Origin of the sequence: Kaistia soli DSM 19436, assembly GCF_900129325.1 — a bacterium.
Lineage (GTDB): Bacteria > Pseudomonadota > Alphaproteobacteria > Rhizobiales > Kaistiaceae > Kaistia > Kaistia soli.
Genome location: NZ_FQUP01000001.1, coordinates 733,434 through 752,579, shown reverse-complemented (window position 1 = coordinate 752,579; position 19,146 = coordinate 733,434). Strand labels below are relative to the sequence as shown.

Genomic DNA, 19,146 nt, shown 5'->3' with positions numbered 1-19,146 from the left:
CGTTAGTTCGAGAGGAACTTGAACGGTTCGGTATCGACAAACTTCGCCGATGACTCGCCGGAGAGGATCGGCTTGCTGCTGAGATCAAGCTTCTGCGGCTTCGAGCCGGGGCTGAGCTTCAGCTTGGCAAGGTCGACCCAGAAGATCATTGGGCTGTACGAGGATTCGAAGTAGTAGCGCCGAGCGCCGAGGTCAGAGACCGACCGCCAGATCGTCGCGGCGATATTCGGCTTGCCGGGCACGGTAAGGCCGAGCGGCACCGAAACCGCGCGGATCATCGAGAAGGTCTCCGCAACCTCCATCTATTCTTCGGTCTGCTTCGGCGCTGCGTTGAGCGCCCAGCTCGCCCGGACGAAGCGATCGGGAGAGTTGATGGTGCCCGGCAGGAAGTTCGTCCCGCCGATGCCCGTCCAGTAGGTATTGAGCGCCAGTTGCTGATCGAAGGTCGGCGAGTTGGTCATCACGGTGTATTTGCGGTCGTGATGGATGACGAGCTTGCCGCCGATATATTCGAAGATTGCGCTGTCACCCGAAGCGTCCGCGATCGACAGATGCCCGCCTGCTGCCGAGCCATCGGGAAGGGTGGGCGCCACGATGGCGAACGGTTCCTTCGAAAGCGCCGTAACGGCCTCGTCGACGGTAGCGTATGTGTCGAGGACGTACTGGGTCCAGGCGCCGACCGACATCAGCGGCTTGCCCGATGCCTTCGCATCGCCGTAGTCGGTCTCGACGAGATAAAGCGTGTTGGCGACGAGGCCGGCATCGTTCATGCCTTCGACCGTCGCGATATTGTAGAACGACGCGATGACCGATCCATGCTTGGCAGTCCAGGTGATTGATCCTGCGCCGAGGCCTCCGTCGCGCTTCATGCCCTGCGGGAATGACCAGAGGTCCGTGCCCGGGTTCTCCATCCAATCCATGGAACGGGCCACGATATAGCCCTTGTTGCCCGTCTCGTAGAGAACGCGCGTACACGCGTCGGCCTTCACGCTGACAAGCGCCAGCGCCGTCACGGCGAGTATGCCGAGATGCTTCATCGTCGTCATCAGAACCCCCGATTGCAGCGCGGACGAGCCGCCCTGTCCGCCGGGCAATGCCCTCGGGTCGGGTCAAACCAGAGGCGCTGTCCGGGCAGGGCGAAGTCTACTCCCTGGCGGTCTTGGCGTCACCGCGACCCAGTCGCCGGCTTGCGACCAACGCATTGATGGTATAATGAGTATCTCAATATCTGGTCGAATAACACCCGGTCGTGCGGAGAGGAGCCGCGCGACGTGACCGAGAGGTCCGGTGCTTCGAGAGCCGAGTTCATTGGCCACCCTGCGACAACACAGTGGAGGAGGAGAATTCATGCGAGGATTGAGGATCTTTGCGGCGACGGCCCTGGCCGGGTTGGTTGCCTTCTCGGCCGGCGCCGAGGCGAAGGATACGCTCCGACTGATGACCGTTTTCGACGCGCCGACGGTCAAGCTCTGGGAGCCGGTGCTGGCGGCTTACAACGCTGCCAATCCTGATATAGAGGTCAAGATGGAGACGGTGGCCGGTTCGGGCGCCGCCGTCTATCCCGATGTGCTGCGCACGTCGATGGCCAGCGGTGATCCGCCAGACGTCTTCTTCATGTGGGGCGGCGAGATCGCGGGTCCGTTCATCAAGGCCGGGCAGGTCGAGCCGCTCGACGCCTATTATGAGAAATACGGTTGGGACAAGGTCGTGGCGCCCTGGACCATCGATCGCATCACGCGCGACGGCCATAAATACGGCGTGCCGTTCCATGCCCGCGGCATGGGGCTGTGGTACCGGGTCGATCTGTTCGAAAAATACGGTCTCTCGGAGCCGAAGACCTATGCCGATCTCGCCAATATCTGCGCGACCTTCAAGAAGGACGGCATCTATTGCGCCTCGTTCGGCGGCAAGTTCGGCTGGCAGACCATGCGTCTACTGGACTACTTCACCGAGACGACCTGCGGCCCCGAAGAGCATGACAAGCTCAACACGCTCCAGTCGAGCTGGAACCAGCCCTGTGTCGTGGCGGCCTATGATCGCATGGCGCAGTGGGTCAAAGACGGCTGGCTGGTGCCCGACTTCCTGAATGTCGCCCCGAATGACGCGCGTATGGCGGTCTACTCTGGCGATGCGGCGATGGTGTTCGAGGGCGGCTGGTTCGAGGGCGTGCTGAAGAGCGACGAACAGCCGATGGAGAACTTCAAGTTCTTCCTGCCGCCGACGGATCATACGCCGGTGCGCTACTCTGCGTTCCCCGAGCAGTGGATGATCCCGACATCCTCCAAGCACAAGGACCAGGCAGCGGCCTTTATCAACTGGATGACGATCCCCGACACGCAGAAGCAATATCCCGAGGCCTTCACGGCTTCGGCAACCATCGGCGTCGAGTCCGACTGTACGGTGGCCCCGCGCGACTGCGAATGGAAGAAGCTGCTGACCTCCGACTCGGCGACCTATCCGCCGACCGACCAAGCCTTCACCAAGGAGCTGATCGACGGCTTCTTCGAGGTCCAGGACGGTGTCGTCGCCGGCAAGATCGCGCCGGCCGATGCGGCGGCGCAGATGCAGGCCAAGGCCGAGGCCTGGAAAGCAAAGCAGAAGTCCTGACCTCCCGGGACTGATGAGGTGTGGCGGGCGGCGCTTTGGGCGCCGTCCGTCCGCCATCCCGCAAGACGAGAGAACCGATGTCCGAGATCACTCTTGGCGCGCGCCGGCCCGTCATTGTCCGCCGCAGGCGCTGGCGAATTCCCGGAGCCGCCATCCCCTATCTGTTCCTCGCGCCAGCGACGCTCTGGTACGCGGCCTTCCTCGTCTACCCGATGCTCCAGTCGCTTTATGTCTCGTTCTTCGACTGGGATGGGCTGTCGCCGTCGATGACGTTTGTCGGGCTCGAGAATTACATCAACATCTTTGCTGTCGACGACGTCGCGCGTCTCGCATTGTGGAACAACATCCTGTGGACGCTCGGTGCGCTGGTGCTGCCGACGCTGTTCGGGCTCCTGCTGGCTTTGGCGCTCAATCGCCGCGCTCCGGCCTCGACCCTGTTCCGCACCATCTTCTACAGTCCGGCCGTGCTGCCGCTCGTCGCCGTCGGCCTGATCTGGGCGTGGATGTACAATCCGCATTTCGGCGTCGTGAACGTCACGCTGAAGGCCGTTGGCCTGCGCAGCTGGGCGAATGGCTGGCTGTCCGACTATACGATGGCCCTGCCGGCGACCTTCGTGACCTTCATCTGGTCGCATGTCGGCTTTCCGATGATCTTCTATCTGGCCGGCCTGCAGGCGATCTCGAAGGAATATTACGAAGCGGCGACCATCGACGGCGCCAATGCCTTTCAGCGCTTCCGCCACGTGACGATGCCGGGCCTCGCCGAGACGCATGTCATCGTGCTGTCGCTCGCCGTCATCAACGGCTTCAAGGTGTTTGACCTCGTCTACACCATGACCTATGGCGGTCCAGGCCGCTCGACGCAGGTGCTCGGCACCTGGATGTATTTCCAGACCTTCCAGTATTACCACGCCGGCTATGGATCGGCGCTGGCATGGGTCATCGCCGCGATCGTGCTTGTGATCGCCATCCCCTATATCCGCCGCATGTCGCGCGGCTGAGGGCACGCGCCATGATGTCAGATGTCCGCCGCCAGCGCCGCCTCGAGCAGACCGTGATCTTCCTCGGACTGCTGGCGCTCTCCCTGATCTGGCTGACCCCGTTTGCGACTGTGGTGTTGTCGGCGATCCGCGGTCAGGGTGATCTGCTCGCGCGCGGCGTGTTCTCGCTGCCTAAGAAGATCGCCTGGGGAAATTTCGCAGAAGCCTGGAGCACAGGCGACTTTTCGATCTATTTCCGCAACAGCCTGCTTCTGATCGCGATGAAGGTGCCGCTCGGCATCTTCATCGCCGCGCTCGCCGCCTATCCGCTGGCCAAGCTCCGGTTTCGCTTCTCCGGCGCGATCTTCATCTTCTTCCTGGCCGGTCTCGCCGTGCCGGTTCAGGTGACACTGCAGCCGCTGCTCGTGATGATGAAGCAACTCGGCATCGCCAACAGCCTGTTCGCGCTGGTGCCGCCTTATGTGGCCTTCGGATTGCCGTTCCAGATCTTCGTTCTGCGCGGCTTCTTCCGTCTCATCCCCTCGGAGCTTCTCGAGGCGGCGCGGCTTGATGGGGCCTCCGAATGGACGGCGTTCCTGCGCGTCATGCTGCCCCTCTCCGTTCCAGCGCTCGCGACGCTCTGCATCATCGACGTGCTGGCGACGTGGAACGAGTTTCTCATCGCCCTCGTGCTCATCAGCGCAAAGGAATCCCGCACCGTGCCGGTCGGCCTGCTGCAGTTCCAGGGCGAATATTCATCGCAGTACACCTTGCTGATGGCCGGGATCCTGATCTCGATCGTGCCGGTCATCGCGATCTTCATCTTCCTGCAGCGCTATTTCGTCGCCGGGCTCACTGCCGGCGCGGTCAAGGGCTGACGAGCGTTCGATATCCATCGTCCGGAGCCGATCCCATGAAGGAACCCAGCGTTCTACCACGCCGCAGCGTCGGCGAATGGCAGTTCACGAGCACGCGCGCCTACAAGGCACCTTTCGCCGATGTCCGCATCGATGGCGTCTTCACCAGCCCTTCGGGCCAGGAATTCGTCATGCCGGGCTTCCACGATGGCGACGGCGTCTGGAAGCTTCGCTTCAACCCGGGCGAGGCCGGCCGTTGGACCTATCGCGTCGCCTCGATTCCGCACGATCCGGAGCTTTCCGGCGAGGGGCGCTTCGAGGTCAGCGAGCGCGAGACGCGCGGTTTCCTGAAGGCAACGCCAGGTAAAGCCTGGGGCTTTCATTATGAGAACGGCGAGCCGGTCTTCTTCCTCGGCGACACCGTCTATGACTTGTTCGGCATGGCCTATTGCGGCGGCGACGTCGAGGGCTTCCTGAAGCGACGCGAGAAGTGCGGTTTCAACCTGTTCCGCTGCCGCCTGCCAATCAGCCGTTTCCATCCGCCGGAGGGCTACAGCGACTGGCATACCAAGCGGCTCTGGCCGTGGGGCGGCAGCGAAACGTCGCCGCGGTTCGACATCTTCAATCTCGATTACTTCCGCTCCGTCGACGAGACGGTCGCCCTCATGGATGGCATGGGCCTCGGCATCGAGATGATCATGGAGGGCTGGGGCTTCGAGTTTCCGTTCAACCACCGCGCGTGGTTCACGCCCGAATGGGAAGAGCTGTGGATGCGCTATCTGATCGCGCGCTACGATGCCTATGCGGCGGTGCATTTCTGGACACCGCTCAACGAGTACGAATACTACCCGAATGGCGACTGGCATCATAAGCCGGCCGCCGACCGCTGGGCGCTGTGGATCGCGCGATGGATCAAGCGGACGGCGCCCCACGGCCACGTGCTCTCGATGCACAACGGTCCGGTGATGCCACCCTTCGCCGAGCGCTTTCATGCCGATCCCGAAGCCGTCGACGCCATCATGTTCCAGGAATGGGGCGCCCGCGATCGCGACAATGGCTGGCTCGCGACGGGGATCGAGGAGCAGATCGCAAAGAGCTTCAAAGGCTGGCGCGGCAGCGCGATCTTCGCCGAATGGGGCTATGAGCGAAACCCGGACTTCTATCTGAAGCTGCCGAGCCACGAATTCTGCGATCGCAGCCATACGCGGCGCAGCGCCTGGCGCGGTGTCATGTCCGGCCTCGGCATCATCGCCGGCTTCGAGAATTCCTGGGCGCCCTGGATGGAGCTCGGCACGGACCAGCCCGGTGTCGCAGACCTTGACGTCGTCCAGCGCTTCTTCCGCAACGATGTTCCCTTCGCTGATCTTTTGCCGGCAAATGACATCGTCAGCGGCGACTATCAGCAGGGTACCCGCCCGCTGGCCCTGGCGAACGCCGATCGCTCATTGATCATCGTCTATTTCCCGGCAGGCGGCGCGGCGAGCCTCGATCTGAACGGCGCCACCGAACGCTCCTGGTTCGATCCGCGCACGGGGGCGACGACGCCGATCATCGACCAGAACGGGGCCGAGATCACAGCGCCTGCAGGCGCCGATGAGGACGGCCATCCGCTCGATGCCGTGCTGGTCGCGCGCCACTGAGCCGAACGTCGCGATGCAGCCGAGATTTTGAGGACGCGCTTGGCGCGCCCTTGCTTGAACGCCAAACCGGAAGGAACCCTTATGCCTCTGCCGCCCGACAAGCTGACCCGGATCATCGTCAACACGGATGCCAAGAACGAGGCCGACGACCAATATTGCGTCGTGCAGGCATTGCTGTCGCCGTCCTTCGAATTGCACGGCATCATCCCGGCCCATTTCGGCACGCGCCGCACGACACGTTCTATGGAGGAAAGCCGCGAGGAGGTCGATCTGCTGCTCGATCTCATGGGCCTTGCAGGCAAGGTCACCGTCGCCAATGGCGCTGCCGAGGCGCTGCCCGACGAGACGACCGCGCGTCCCTCACCGGGCGCCGAGCTCATCATTCGCGAAGCGATGAAGGACGATGCCCGTCCGCTTCACATCGCCTTTCTCGGTCCGCTCACCGATATGGCGGCGGCGCTGCTGATGGAGCCCCGTATCGCCGAGCGCAATGTCCGCGTGGTCTGGATAGGCGGCGGCCGCTGGCCGGTCGGCGGATCGGAGTTCAACTTGTCCAACGACATTCACGCCGCGAATGTCGTGTTCAAGTCAAAGGTCGAGCTCTGGCAGATCCCGATGACCATCTACCAGATGATCTCCGTCTCCTACGCCGAACTCTATGAGAAGGTCTACCCGCAGGGCAAGCTAGGCGCCTATCTCGTCGACCAGCTGGTCGATTTCAACACGCGCTTCCACCAGGGACCCATCGAATATCGTTCGCTTGGCGATACACCGTCGCTCTCGGTCATCATGAATCCGAGCGGCGGAACATGGCGGCATGAGGCTGCGCCGGAGTTCAGCCCGCTGATGAACTACGTCCATACCGGCCGCAACCGGCCGGTGAAGGTCTACGACACGATCGACGTGCGCTTCATCCTTGAGGACATGTTCGCCAAGATCGCCCGCTTCCATCGCGGTGAGCAGGAGACGGCTGTCTTTACATAAGGATCGGCAATCATTGGGGGCGACGCCCCGATCGCGGTAAGCGCCGGAGCTGCAACCAGCTCCGGCGTTTCTGTTTTCAGGCCGCCTCGCGCGGATTGCAGATGTCCTTCACCGAAGCCATCACGGCCTCAGGGCTGAACACCGCCTGCAGCCAGTTCTCCTTGAAGATCAGCGGCCGCGCCTCGCGGATCGCGTGCAGCGCTCCGTCGGAGAACTTGCCTTCCTTGAAGATGTTGAAGGCGATGGCGAGTTCGATCTGGATATGGCCGAGCATGAAGTCCATGGCCGCCGCTTCCGGCACGCCGCGCCGCACGGCTTCGTCCGTCGCCTCGCGCAGCGCGAGGCAGAGCGTGGCGCCGACTGTTTCCGACATAGCCGGCTCCATGACGGCGATGTTTTCGAGAGTGCAGCGGTGCGCGCGGTTGACCGGCGCATAGATCGTCCGCGCAACCTCCTCGCAGAGGGCGTAGTGCGCTTCGGGTCCCTGGATCAGGGCGCAGACGATCGCCTGCGGATCGCTGACACCCCCGAAATGGTCGCGCTCGCCATCCTTGACATTCTGAGGGAAGACCGAGGGATGGCAGGGATGGGTCACGAAATACGAGACGTCGGCCCGCTCGGGCATTTCGCCGGCATAGGGTGCCGCCGCGTCGAGCACGATCAACGCCGATCCCGGCTTGACGCGTGCGATGATAGAATGGGCGATCTTGCCGATCAGCCGGTCGGGCACGGCCAGGACGATGACCTCGGCTTCCGCCAGCGCAGCGTCCTCGCTGACGCAATCGGCGCCGATCGCATCCTTGAGGCGCTGGCGGCCCTCGGCGGAAACCTCGACATGATCGACGGTGAAGCGCGAACCCTTGAGATTGGTGGCGAGGCGGACGCCCATTTTGCCGCCGGCACCGAGAAGTGCGATCTTGGTCATGCTGCCTTGCTCCTCATCGGGGCGGGTCCGCCGCCCTCCTTGATCCAGGTGAAATAATCGGGTGAGCCCATCTGGCCGCCCTTCAGCGCGATCTCGAGCGGCGGCCGCGCGGGGTCCTCGAAATGGGCGCGGCAGAGCGCTGCGCCCGGAATGGTTGGGGCGAGCGCCGTCAACGCCCGGATGCCGAGGGCGAGGGCGCCATGGCCCGAGGTGTCGCCGCCGGCAATCACTGCCCGGCTGATGCGGGCCTCGTCGAGGATGCGGCCGAGCGCCGATCCAAGACCGCGACCGATCCGCTCGTTCACGATCTCCGCCGGAACGCCGCTCGTGCTGACGGCCTCATCGACCGCCGCGATCGAGGGATCGTCCGGGCCCTTGGCGGTCGCGATCAGCGGATCGCGGCCACGCCCGATCGCGGCGAGCGCGGCGTCGACGGCGCGTCCGATCTCGGCCCGCCATCCGGTCTCGTCGACTGCCAATGCCGCATTGACGGCGATGGCTTCGAAGCCGTTGGCGGTCGCATGGGCGATCTGCGCCGCGGTCTGCGGCGCACAGGAGCCGGAGACCACGGCCATCCGGCTCGCGCGGCCGGCACTGGCAACCGGCGGTGGCGCACCGAGCGCGCCGGTCTGTCGCCAATACTCGACGAGCGCGTATTCGATACCCTGCGAACCGATTGCTAACTGCCGCGCCTCGCGCGCTTCCCAGATCAGTTTCCCCGCTCTGGCCAGGTCGCTTTCGTCCATCACGTCGATCGCAATGATTTCGCCCTCTGCTCTCGCTTGCGCGAGCGCCGCGTTGGCATCGCCATGGAGGCCAAGCCGGTCGACCAGGCCGAACCGTCGCGAGGTCTGCGCCTGGAGATGACGCCTGACATCGGACTCTCGCATCGGCGTCACGGGATGGCGGCTCATGGTCGGATGACGGTCGAGCCGGTACACCGCACCGTCATAGAGTGCATAGAGATCCCCGAATGCCTGATAGCGCCCGATCGGCGGCGCGGCCACGACGAGCGGATGCCAGCTGCCACCAAGGATCGGCGCTGCGATGTCGATCGCCCGGCCGATCGAGCCGACATGCGGCGCCGAATCGAGCGTCGAGCAGATCTTGTAGTGACTGACCGGCGCGTCGATCGCGGCAAGCGCCTCAAAGGCGGGCGGCAGGTGCTCCTCCATCCACTCCGGCGGCTTCGAACGGGCGATGCCCGCAATGCCGATGCCGCGCATTCCAGAAAAGCGCGCCCGGTCCTCGACAGTAGGAATCCTCAGAAACAGCACCGAGGGCACACCCGCGAAGGCCAGCACCTCCATCGTAGCGGCCGAACCCGTGAAGTCATCGCCATACCAGGCGACGAGCACGCCTTCGGGGAGCCGCGCGGCCGTCATGCGCCAGCTCCGAGCGCACGGGCGAGTTCGGGATGCGTCTGCGCCTGCTGGTCGAGCGGCACGCCGGCAATGGCCGCGTCCCAGGACTGGCGGAGGCTGGCGACGCCGGCTGCCGGGCCGTCCGGATGGGCCATGATGCCGCCGCCTGCCGCATAGATGAGGTCTATAGAGCCGAGCGCGGCGAAGGTCGCCGGCGGCTGCTTGACCGTCTGGCCCGACGAGAACACCGGCATGACGATGCAGGGCTTCTCTGCGAACATCGGCGTCAGGCAAGCGCGCGCCGAAGCGATGACGCTGTCATCCGGCTCGGAGAACTTGTTGGCGAGGCCGTTCACATGCATGTGGTCGGCGCCGGCAAGACGCCAGAATTTCTGCCAGGCGACGTAGGACCAGCCGAGCATCGGGGCGCGGGAAAGATAACCCCAGCCATTGCGATGGGCATGAATCGGCAGTGCGCTATGGCGACCGAGCGCGATCATGCCGGCGAGCCCCACCGAATTGAGGCTGGCCATCACGCAGGTGCCGCCCTCGGCAAGCACAAGGTCGTGCCGGCGGCGCATCTCGTCGATCTCTCCGGTCAGGTTGAAGGCGAACATCACCTTCTTGCCGGTCTTGTCGGCGGCCTGGTTGACGACCCGCATCACGGCGCGCACGCGCTCGTCGAAGGGGCAATGCGGCCCGTCGGCCTGCAACTCGTCGTCCTTGATGAAATCGATCCCCGCTCCGGCGAGCAGGCGCACGAGGTCGGCGGTCTCCTCCGGTCCGAAGCCGACGCTCGGCTTGACGATCGTGCCGATCAGCGGCCGGCCCTCGACGCCAGCCAGGCGCCGCGTACCCGCAATGCCAAATTTCGGGCCCGGATACGCGTCCGCGAACGCCGTCGGCAGGCGCATGTCGAGAATGCGCAAGCCCGAGAACTGCTTGAGCTCGAAGAGATTGCCGCCGACCGTCGCCATCAGGTTGGGCAGCGAGGGCCCCATGTTGGCGAGCGGCCAGGACAGCGTTGCCCGGGCGCGCTGGATGCGGCTGCCGGGCGGCTGCCCGGCGCCGGGAAGGCTCGGCGTGTCCACTTCACCGAGGATTTCGAGCGCCTCGATGCGGGCTGCCGACCGCGCTTTCAGTTCCGGCGTCTCGCCGGGCACCGGCACGAAGGTGCCGGACGACTGCTCGCCCGCCATTGCCTCGATCGCGGCGCGCGGATCAAAGGCGGTCTCGACGAGATAGTCGGCCTCGATACGCTCAGGCGAGACGAGGGGCTCAGCCACGGCCGCCCTCCCGCCAGTCCTTCATGCGGATGGTGCTGCCCGTCGCTGCCGACTCGTAGGACGCGAGCGCCAGCGCCATCGTGCCGAGATTGTGCGCGCCCGAGGGCTGCGCTTCGGTCTTGCCGTTCAGGACGTCGATGAAATGGCGTTCGAAGGCGACAACGCTTTGCTGCACCACCTGCCACGGCTTCTCTCCCCAGTTGGGGACGGCAACGTCGACGTTGGTTTCGGTGACCGAGCCGGGATGATGCTCGAACAGCCGATAGCCGCGCGTCAGCTCCAGCGTGCCCTCGGTGCCCTCGACCACGGCCGTGGTCTGAGGGAAGGGGTCCGGCTCATATTTAGCAAACGCCGAACATTCGACCACCGAGACGGCGCCGCCGGCATGGCTGAGCAGTGAGGTAAAGGCGTCCTCGCCCCGCACGATCGGGTTAACGCGCTGCGTCACGCAGGAGAGTGTCTCGACCTCACCGAGGAGGTGGCGAGCGAGGTCGTAGAGATGGAGCCCGATATCCATCAGGCTGAGCCGCTCGACCTCGGCGAGATAGGGCTGGTTCTTGTAATAGTCGAAGCCGTGCCGGAACGAGATACGGGCAAAAGTCGGCCGGCCGATCCGGCCCTTGGCGATGCGGTCGGCGATCTCGATGAATGGCTGCTGCCAGCGGAAATTCTCGTGCACGGCCAGCGGTACGCCTGCCTTCTCGCAGGCACTGACCATCGCCTCGGCATCCGCCTGGCTGTCGGCGAAGGGCTTCTGGCAGATCGCCGCCACGCCGTGACGGGCGGCGAGCTCGACGAGCGGGCGATGGAAGGGCGAGGTGGTCACGACGTCAACGAAGTCGAGTTTCTCGTCGCGCAGCATCTCTTCGGCGTCGGCATAGGCATGAGCGACGCCGAAATCCGCCTGCATTCGCTCGGCCTTGGCAAAGTCCCGGTCGCAGACGGCGACGATCTCGGCGCCCTCGATTTCGGCCCAACCATTCATGTGATTGCGCGCGAAGAAACCGCATCCGATCAGGGCGCCGCGGCGGATGGTCATGGGTGATCTCCAGTGAAAGTGAGAAAGGCGACCGAATAGGCGCCCAGCGTGATTTGATCAGCCGTGTCGCCCGGCCGGTCAAGCCACAGCGGATCGGCCGCCGCCGCCATGAAACTGCTCGTATCGAGAAGGCGGATGTTGGCCCGCCATGGCAGCACGAGTTCACGCACCTCCGCGGTCAGATTGGCGAGGACGATCATCGTATTTGTCGCGACGGCCGCTATCCCGGCGGGCAATCCGCCGACCTGGCACCGCGGCAGTCCGGCAAGTCCGGCGAGAGCGCGCATGACATGGAAGAGCGGATAGACGATTGCCTCGGCATGATCGTCGAAATAGGGCTGCGGCCAAGACGCGGCGCTGCGGATCATGCCGAAGGGACCGGTCGCCGACGCGAGCGCCATGGCCTCGACGACACTTCCTTCGGTCGCCGACATGGCGCCGACCGCGAAGCTCGCGGCAAACAGACCGCGCTGGCGCGGATCGACCTTCGCCATCGCGAGGCGGCGTCCCTCGGGATCGGGCTCCCGTTCAGGACCATAGGCATTGGACCGCATGCCGATTGAAATGAGGCCGAGACGATAGGGCCTGCCGGGCGCGAGCGCCGCGGCGCTCTGGAATATCGCCGGCAGCGCCTCGAGCGTCTCCATAACTGAACGATCGTCGGCAGCATGGACGATCGCCGTCGTGCCGTGGCTGACGAAATCCGACAACGACGGATCTGGTGGGCAGCGGTTGAACTCGGTGAAGCTCGTCAGCATGCCACCACCGATCTGCGCGTCCGGGAATGCGGCCCTGGCAGCCATAGCGGCATCGTGAGGCGTCGCTCCCGGTGGCCACGGTCCGGACGGCTGGTGTGAGGCAAGGTAGGGCGCCGGTAAGGCCAGGACGCGGTGCGCGACAATCCCGGCGCTATCGAGCCGCTGGCGCAATCCTGCCAGAGCACTTGATGGGTCTTCCCCCTCTGCGACCACGGCTTCAATCGTCAGGTCGCGATGGCCGATATGGGGGCGGAGCGCCGCTAGACGTCCGGCGTCGATGTCGTCAGCAAGGCGGAGCGCGATCGATCGGACACGGGCCGTCGCGATGAGATCGGCGGTTCCCGGCGCGATCGGCTCGTTTGCGTCGAGCGCGAGGACGACTTCGGGCAGTACGCCGCCCGGCAATCCAAGCGTCAGCCCGTCCGCGGCGGCGTTTGCTGGACGGCCAGGCTGGAGCTCTCCGCTGCATCGGATCGTAATTCGCTGCTGCAGCGTCGATCCAACCTCGAGCTGATAAGGCGTGGGAAGGTCAAGCGGCCGGCAGTAGGTCTTGAACGAAGCGTCGGTCCAATTGCGCTGATCCTCCATCTCGAAGACGTCGCCAACGAAATCGATGACGACTGCCACGCCATCGACGACATGCTCGATGCCGACGATGTCGAAGGCCGGCTGCGCGGGTTGGATCCGCTCGGGAAAGCGCGTGTCCTCTCGGCTTCCGTCAATGTGATGCAGGGTGACAGGCGCGCCAGCAACGGCGGCGATGGGATGCAGCAGCGTCAGGCCTGCGCGATTGGTCGCGAGGCGGCGCCGGGCTGTGATTTCGGCGAGGATGTCGAGCGTGCCGGGCTGGTCCGCCGCTACGATGAAACGGCAATCGGCGGCACCGTCGGCGACGCTGAATCGGCGCTCATAGTGAAAAGCTTCGTCCTCGATGGTGGTGTCTTCGCTCGCAGCTTCGGCCGGGTAGGTGCCCCAATGTGCGTCGCGGACGAGACAAATGACGCCGCGCACGACCTCGACGCCCTGCCAGCGCACCGCCCGCACGGCACCGCCCTCGATATCCAGACTGAGCGGGCCGCTTTGCAAACGGCGGACAATGCCGGCGGGCTCGGCGGTGCCGCAGGCGAAGATTTGGGATCGAACGTCGCCCATCATCCTCCCCGCGGTTCGATCTTATGATGGAACAGTCATTATACCAGAAGATGACATGCCACAAGCGCCTTGCGGCTCGTTCACGCCATGAGGGTTCGAGAGAGAAGGTTGGGCGCCGATGAAAACGGTCGGCTTGGCTCAGCCGGCGTCGTTTCGGGAGAGATTGTCCTGATGATAGAGGTCGTTGGCGCGATAGAGGTGGTCACTCATTGCCTTGGCCGCGCCGGCGACATTGCCGGCCTCGATCTCGTCGACGATCTGCCGGTGCTCGGCGAGCGTCAGTTTTTCAAGGCCCTGAACCCGCATCAAACCGACATGGAAGCTCTGCAGCCAACGCAGCAACCCTTCGCTCAAGGACGTAAAGATCGGATTGCCACTGATGGCTGCAATCTCGCGATGAAAGCGAGCGTCGAACTGCAGGAAGTTTGCCGGATTGCTCCGTTGTGCTTCCTGGCTGTCGATGGTGCGACGAAGACGCGCCACATCCGCTGGGCTCGCGCGCTGCGCGGCGATCCGCGCCATTTCCATCTCGAACGTCGCGCGTGCCTCCTTCAGATGGGCGAGGCTGGCGGGCGAATGCGACAGGATGTGCCGCATGGAATCCGACATCTGCTCCACCATGCGCCCGAAGGACGGCTCGGCGATGCGGGCCCGTTCGCCATGGCGGATTTCGACCAGACCCATGCGCTGCAGGCTCTGCATCGCCTCGCGGATCGCCGGTCTGCCGACGCCGAACGCCGTCATCAGATCGCGTTCGGATGGCAGGGGGTCGCCGGGCCCGAGACGGTCGTTCTCGATGATCGCGAGCAGTCGCTCCTGCACCTCGTCGGAAAGCTTGCGCCGCTTGATCGGATCATGTTCAGTCGTCATACCAGTATCATCTGCCGACCGACGCGGCTTGGCAAGCTCTGCGCGAGCGGCGAATTGACGGCGTCACAGCCATGAAAGCCAGGGTCTTTGGCGGCCAACGGACTGGCGATCCCCGGCCGTCATGGTGTATTGCGCACGATCGATCGTTGCGTGAACGACAGGCGCGTGCCCGTCGCCGCGGCGCCCTCTTACCGGTCCGATGCGACTGTTGGCCGAGGAGCATGTCATGACGGCGGACGAACTGCCCGCGCGCGAGATGATGGAATTCGATGTGGTGATCGTCGGCGCCGGTCCTGCCGGCCTCGCCGCAGCCATCCGCCTGAAGCAGATCGATCCAGACATCTCTGTCGTCGTCGTCGAAAAGGGATCCGAGGTCGGCGCGCATATTCTCTCGGGCGCTGTCATCGATCCGATTGCGCTGGACCGCCTTCTACCCGAATGGCGCAGCGAGGATACACCGATCAAGACGCCGGTCACCCAGGACCGGTTCCTGTTTCTCGGGCCGGCCGGATCCGTTCGGCTGCCGAATTTCGTCATGCCGCCGCTGATGTCGAACCACGGCAATTTCGTCGTCTCGCTCGGCAATGTCTGCCGCTGGCTGGCCGGCAAGGCGGAAGCACTCGGCGTCGAGATCTATCCCGGCTTCGCGGCAGCCGAGCTGCTATTTGACGAGGCCGGCGCGGTGGCGGGCATTGCGACAGGCGACATGGGCGTCGGCCGCGACGGCGAGCCGGGGCCGAACTTTCAGCGCGGCATGGAACTGCGTGGGCGCTACACGCTGATCGGCGAAGGCGCGCGGGGCTCGCTCGCCAAACAATTGATCCAGCATTTCGGCCTTTCGGACGATCGCGAGCCGCAGAAATTCGGGCTCGGGATCAAGGAACTCTGGCAGATCGATCCAAGCCTGCACCGGCCGGGCCTGATCCAGCACTCGTTCGGCTGGCCGCTCGGTAACAGCACCGGCGGCGGGTCGTTTCTCTATCATCTCGAGGATAACCAGGTCGTGGTCGGCCTCGTCGTCCATCTCAACTACCAGAATCCGTATCTGTCGCCGTTTCGCGAGTTCCAGCGCTTCAAGACCCATCCCTCGATCGCGCCGCTCTTTGCGGGTGGCAAGCGCATTTCCTATGGCGCGCGTGCAATCACGGAAGGCGGCTTCCAATCGGTCCCGAAGCTGGTGTTTCCAGGCGGCGCGCTGATCGGCTGCTCGGCCGGCTTCGTTAATCTGCCGCGCATCAAGGGCAGCCACAACGCGATGCTCTCGGGCATGCTGGCCGCCGATCACGCCGGCGCCGCGTTGTCGGCTGGCCGCTCGCATGACGAACTCAATGACTACGAGGCGGCGTGGCGCGGCTCGGAGATCGGCGCGGACCTTCGCAAGGTGCGCAACGTCAAGCCGCTCTGGTCGAAGCTCGGCACGATCGGCGGCATCCTCGCCGGCGGTATCGACATGTGGGCCAACACGTTCGGCTTCTCGGTCTTCGGCACGATGAGGCATGGCAAAGCCGATTTCGCGACCACCAAGCCCGCCGCAAGCGTCCGGCCGATCGACTATCCAAAGCCGGACGGCGTCGTCAGCTTCGACATGCCGTCATCGGTGTTCCTGTCGAACACCAATCACGAGGAAGACCAGCCTGTGCATCTGAAGGTCGCCGACCTCGCGTTGCAGAAGACATCCGAGCACGATGTGTATGCAGGCCTGTCGCAGCGCTACTGTCCCGCCGGCGTCTATGAGTGGCTCGAGGAGCCGTCCGGTCCGCGCTACCAGATCAACGCGCAGAACTGCGTCCACTGCAAGACCTGCGATATCAAGGATCCGAACCGCAACATCACCTGGACCGTTCCAGAAGGTGGCGGCGGCCCGAACTATCCGAACATGTAGGCCTGCTGGCATTCTCGGCGGCCGGCGCGTGCGGATAAGGCGCGAATTCGCCTTGTCAGCGCTGAGGGTCGCCGTGATGCTGGGCCGCCAAAGACCACAGAGAGTCGACCATGCCGATCTATGATTTCAGCCTCAAGGACCTGCGCGCCTATCACAGCGATGTCCTGCCGCCGCAGGATTTCGATGCCTTCTGGCAACGGACGCTTGACGAGACGCGCGCTTTTCCGCTCGCAGCGGCCTTCGAGCCGTTCGAATCCGGGTTGAAGCTGGTCGAGGTCTTCGATGTCACCTTTGCCGGCTTTGGCGGCCATCCGGTTAAAGCGTGGCTGATCCTGCCGCGGCAGCGCTCCGCCCCGCTGCCCGCCGTCGTCAAGTTCATCGGCTATGGTGGCGGTCGCGGCTTTCCGCAGGATCACCTTCTCTGGCCGGCAGCCGGCTACGCGACGCTCGTCATGGACACGCGCGGGCAGGGCAGCACCTGGTCGAAGGGCGATACGGCCGATCCGGTCGGTTCCGATTCGGCGCATCCTGGCTCCATGACGCGTGGCATCCTGAGCCCCGAGACTTACTATTATCGCCGCGTCTTCTCAGATGCCGTGAGGGCCATCGAGGCGGCACGAAGCCATGAGGCGATCGATGGCGGCCGTATCGCGGTGACCGGCGGCAGCCAGGGCGGCGGCATCGCCATCGCGGCAGCAGCGCTTGATCCTACCGTCAAGGCGTTGATGCCCGACGTGCCGTTCCTCTGCGATTTTCCGCGCGCTGTCAGTATCACGCCGCGAGACCCCTTTCCGGAAATCTCCCGTTTCCTCGCCGTCCATCGCGACCGCATCGAGCAGGTGTTCGCGACGCTCAATTATTTCGACGGCGTCTGCTTTGCGGCGCGGATCAAGGCGTCGGCGCTCGTCTCGGTCGCGCTGATGGACACAGTCTGTCCGCCATCGACCATCTTCGCCGCCTTCAATGCGCTGGCGTCGACCGACAAGACGCTGCGCGAATATGGATTCAACGACCATGAAGGCGGCGGCGCCTTCCAGGAGCGGGCGCAACTCGAATGGCTGGCCGAACGGCTCTGACGCTGCAGCTTGCATGAAATGCCAAAGGCCCCGGCACATCCGTGCGCGGGGCCTCTGACCATGCGCGCGTCAGGCGTTAGCTGTGGCGAATTTCGGTGCCGAGCACCTTCAGGCATTCGCGGATGAAGGCCGCGAGCGCGGTCCAGCCCTTGGCGGAGACCATGGTGCCGTCGACATAGGCGTCGGTTGGCGAAAGGTCGATATAGGTGCCACCGGCCAGCGTGACTTCCGGCTCGCAGGCGCCTAGTGCCGCAACCTTCTTGCCGCGCACGACGCCGTCGACTGCGATCAAGATCTGCACACCGTGACAGATCGTGAAGATCGGCTTCTGCGTCTCGTGGAAATGGCGCACGATCGCCTGCACGCGCTTGTCGGTGCGGATATATTCCGGACCGCGGCCGCCAGCGCAATACACAGCGTGATACTGGTCGAGCTGGCGCTCGGCTTCCGAGAAGGTCTTGTTGATGTCGGCATAGTGGCCGAGCTTCTCGGTATAGGTCTGGTCGCCCTCAAAATCGTGTAGCGACGTCTTGATACGGTCGCCGGCGTTCTTGTCGGGACACACGACATGCACGGTGTGTCCGACGGCTTCCATCGCCTGCTGGTAGACGAAGATCTCGTATTCCTCGGTGAATTCACCGGTGAGCATCAGAATTTTCTTGCCGGGCATGGCTGTCTCCTCCGCGTGTACGAAAGTGGCGGGCGGATCCGATCCGCCCGCGCTGATGGTTCTAGAACGGCGAGTCCGGGAAGTAGAACTCGGCCGCGTTGGCCTGCGTAATCAGCGGAGCGTCGAGCTTGACGTTTCCGCGCACCGGCGCCTGTCCGACGAGATTGGCGACCGTCATATAGATCGCGGTCTTGATCATCGACGGCGGGTAGGGCGTCTCGACCGGCGTAACGGCATCGCCGTCGATCACCTTCTTGACGATTTCCTTCATGCCATTGCCGCCGAGCGCGAACTTGATGTCGGTGCGGCCGGATTCCTTGATGGCTTCAAGCACGCCGAGAAGCATGTCGTCGTCATTCGCCCAGACGGCGTCGATCTGAGGATACTTAGCGAGATAATCCTGCATCAGCTTGAAGGCTTCGTCGCTGTTCCAGTTGGCGTACTGGATGTCGAGGATCTTGAGATCCGTGCCGGCGATGCCGTCCTGGAAGCCCTTGATGCGCTCGTCGTCGATGACGGTCGGGATGCCACGCAGGACGACGAGGTTGCCCTTGCCGCCGAGCTTGTCGACCAGGAACTTCGCCGTGTTCTTACCAACGGCGATATTGTCGCCGGCGACATAGAGGTCCTGGATGGCCGGATCATTGAGGCCGCGATCGACGACCGTGATGAAGGCGCCGCCATCCTTGACCGCCTTGACCGGCATGGTCAGCTCTTCCGAGGTATGCGGCAGGATCACCAGAGCGTCCAGCTTGCGGCCGGCCGAGAGATCCTCGAGTGCGCTCACCTGTGCCGTTGCCGAGGGCGAGGTCTTGACGATCACCTCGACATCCGGGAAAGCGGCGTTGATTTCCTTGGCGGCCGCCTGGGCATGATAGACGACGCCCGCCGTCCAGCCGTGGTCGGCTGCCGGGATCGAGACGGCGACCACCTTCTTGTCGGCGGCAACGGCCTGCCCGGCCATGAGCAGCGCTCCAAGCGCCGCAGCGGCGACCCATTTCGTTCTGGTCATTAGTTTCCTCCCAATGAATTGGACCTCTGGAGAACGAGACCCGC

The 19,146-nt window shown here is 64.3% G+C and carries 15 protein-coding genes and 1 pseudogene; 7 read left to right on the top strand and 9 right to left on the bottom strand.

Annotated elements, in window-relative coordinates; translation table 11 throughout:
- Positions 1-2: 2 nt before the first annotated feature.
- Positions 3-1,037: pseudogene (locus tag BUB39_RS03790) on the bottom strand (linear amide C-N hydrolase).
- A gap of 310 nt (positions 1,038-1,347) precedes the next feature.
- Between BUB39_RS03790 and BUB39_RS03785 the strand changes: the two are divergent.
- From BUB39_RS03785 to BUB39_RS03765, 5 genes are all read left to right on the top strand, one after another.
- Positions 1,348-2,607, top strand: coding sequence for an ABC transporter substrate-binding protein (locus tag BUB39_RS03785; RefSeq protein WP_084526865.1), 1,260 nt, complete (start codon positions 1,348-1,350; stop codon positions 2,605-2,607).
- Positions 2,608-2,684: 77 nt separating this feature from the next.
- Positions 2,685-3,608: a carbohydrate ABC transporter permease gene (locus tag BUB39_RS03780; RefSeq protein WP_084526864.1), complete on the top strand. Its 924-nt coding sequence runs from the start codon at positions 2,685-2,687 to the stop codon at positions 3,606-3,608.
- Positions 3,609-3,619: 11 nt separating this feature from the next.
- Complete coding sequence (locus BUB39_RS03775; RefSeq protein ID WP_084526863.1) at positions 3,620-4,465, top strand: carbohydrate ABC transporter permease; 846 nt, start codon at positions 3,620-3,622, stop codon at positions 4,463-4,465.
- Between the two features lie 35 nt (positions 4,466-4,500).
- Positions 4,501-6,084: a glycoside hydrolase family 140 protein gene (locus BUB39_RS03770; RefSeq protein WP_073051666.1), complete on the top strand. Its 1,584-nt coding sequence runs from the start codon at positions 4,501-4,503 to the stop codon at positions 6,082-6,084.
- An 81-nt stretch (positions 6,085-6,165) separates the two neighbouring features.
- Positions 6,166-7,068 (top strand): nucleoside hydrolase, encoded by a 903-nt coding sequence (locus BUB39_RS03765; protein ID WP_073051665.1) that lies wholly within the window; start codon positions 6,166-6,168, stop codon positions 7,066-7,068.
- A 76-nt stretch (positions 7,069-7,144) separates the two neighbouring features.
- Here BUB39_RS03765 and BUB39_RS03760 read toward each other — a convergent pair whose 3' ends face one another.
- The 6 genes from BUB39_RS03760 to nanR all read right to left on the bottom strand — a co-directional run bounded on the left by BUB39_RS03760 (position 7,145) and on the right by nanR (position 14,462).
- Positions 7,145-7,993 (bottom strand): phosphogluconate dehydrogenase C-terminal domain-containing protein, encoded by an 849-nt coding sequence (locus tag BUB39_RS03760; protein ID WP_073051664.1) that lies wholly within the window; start codon positions 7,991-7,993, stop codon positions 7,145-7,147.
- On the bottom strand, positions 7,990-9,378 hold the full coding sequence (locus BUB39_RS03755; protein WP_073051663.1) for a four-carbon acid sugar kinase family protein: 1,389 nt from the start codon (positions 9,376-9,378) through the stop codon (positions 7,990-7,992). Before BUB39_RS03755 ends, BUB39_RS03760 begins: the two co-directional genes overlap by 4 nt.
- Positions 9,375-10,643, bottom strand: coding sequence for a ribulose-bisphosphate carboxylase large subunit family protein (locus BUB39_RS03750; protein ID WP_073051662.1), 1,269 nt, complete (start codon positions 10,641-10,643; stop codon positions 9,375-9,377). Before BUB39_RS03750 ends, BUB39_RS03755 begins: the two co-directional genes overlap by 4 nt.
- Positions 10,636-11,682 (bottom strand): Gfo/Idh/MocA family protein, encoded by a 1,047-nt coding sequence (locus BUB39_RS03745; protein ID WP_073051661.1) that lies wholly within the window; start codon positions 11,680-11,682, stop codon positions 10,636-10,638. Before BUB39_RS03745 ends, BUB39_RS03750 begins: the two co-directional genes overlap by 8 nt.
- A complete protein-coding gene (locus tag BUB39_RS03740) occupies positions 11,679-13,592 on the bottom strand; it encodes a D-apionate lactonase family protein (protein ID WP_139251330.1) in 1,914 nt (637 codons plus the stop codon). Before BUB39_RS03740 ends, BUB39_RS03745 begins: the two co-directional genes overlap by 4 nt.
- Positions 13,593-13,730: 138 nt before the next feature.
- Positions 13,731-14,462, bottom strand: coding sequence for a transcriptional regulator NanR (gene nanR / locus BUB39_RS03735; protein WP_073051659.1), 732 nt, complete (start codon positions 14,460-14,462; stop codon positions 13,731-13,733).
- Positions 14,463-14,688: 226 nt separating this feature from the next.
- Here nanR and BUB39_RS03730 point away from each other — a divergent pair, with 226 nt between their 5' ends.
- A complete protein-coding gene (locus tag BUB39_RS03730; RefSeq protein WP_073052735.1) occupies positions 14,689-16,344 on the top strand; it encodes an electron transfer flavoprotein-ubiquinone oxidoreductase in 1,656 nt (551 codons plus the stop codon).
- A 110-nt stretch (positions 16,345-16,454) separates the two neighbouring features.
- On the top strand, positions 16,455-17,420 hold the full coding sequence (locus BUB39_RS03725; RefSeq protein WP_073051658.1) for an acetylxylan esterase: 966 nt from the start codon (positions 16,455-16,457) through the stop codon (positions 17,418-17,420).
- Between the two features lie 76 nt (positions 17,421-17,496).
- Here the strand turns inward: BUB39_RS03725 and BUB39_RS03720 are convergent, their stop codons facing one another.
- Positions 17,497-18,090 carry a DJ-1/PfpI family protein gene (locus BUB39_RS03720; RefSeq protein WP_073051657.1) on the bottom strand — a complete coding sequence of 198 codons (594 nt, stop codon included), beginning with the start codon at positions 18,088-18,090 and terminating at the stop codon, positions 17,497-17,499.
- Between the two features lie 61 nt (positions 18,091-18,151).
- Positions 18,152-19,102 (bottom strand): substrate-binding domain-containing protein, encoded by a 951-nt coding sequence (locus tag BUB39_RS03715; RefSeq protein ID WP_073051656.1) that lies wholly within the window; start codon positions 19,100-19,102, stop codon positions 18,152-18,154.
- Between the last annotated feature and the right edge of the window lie 44 nt (positions 19,103-19,146).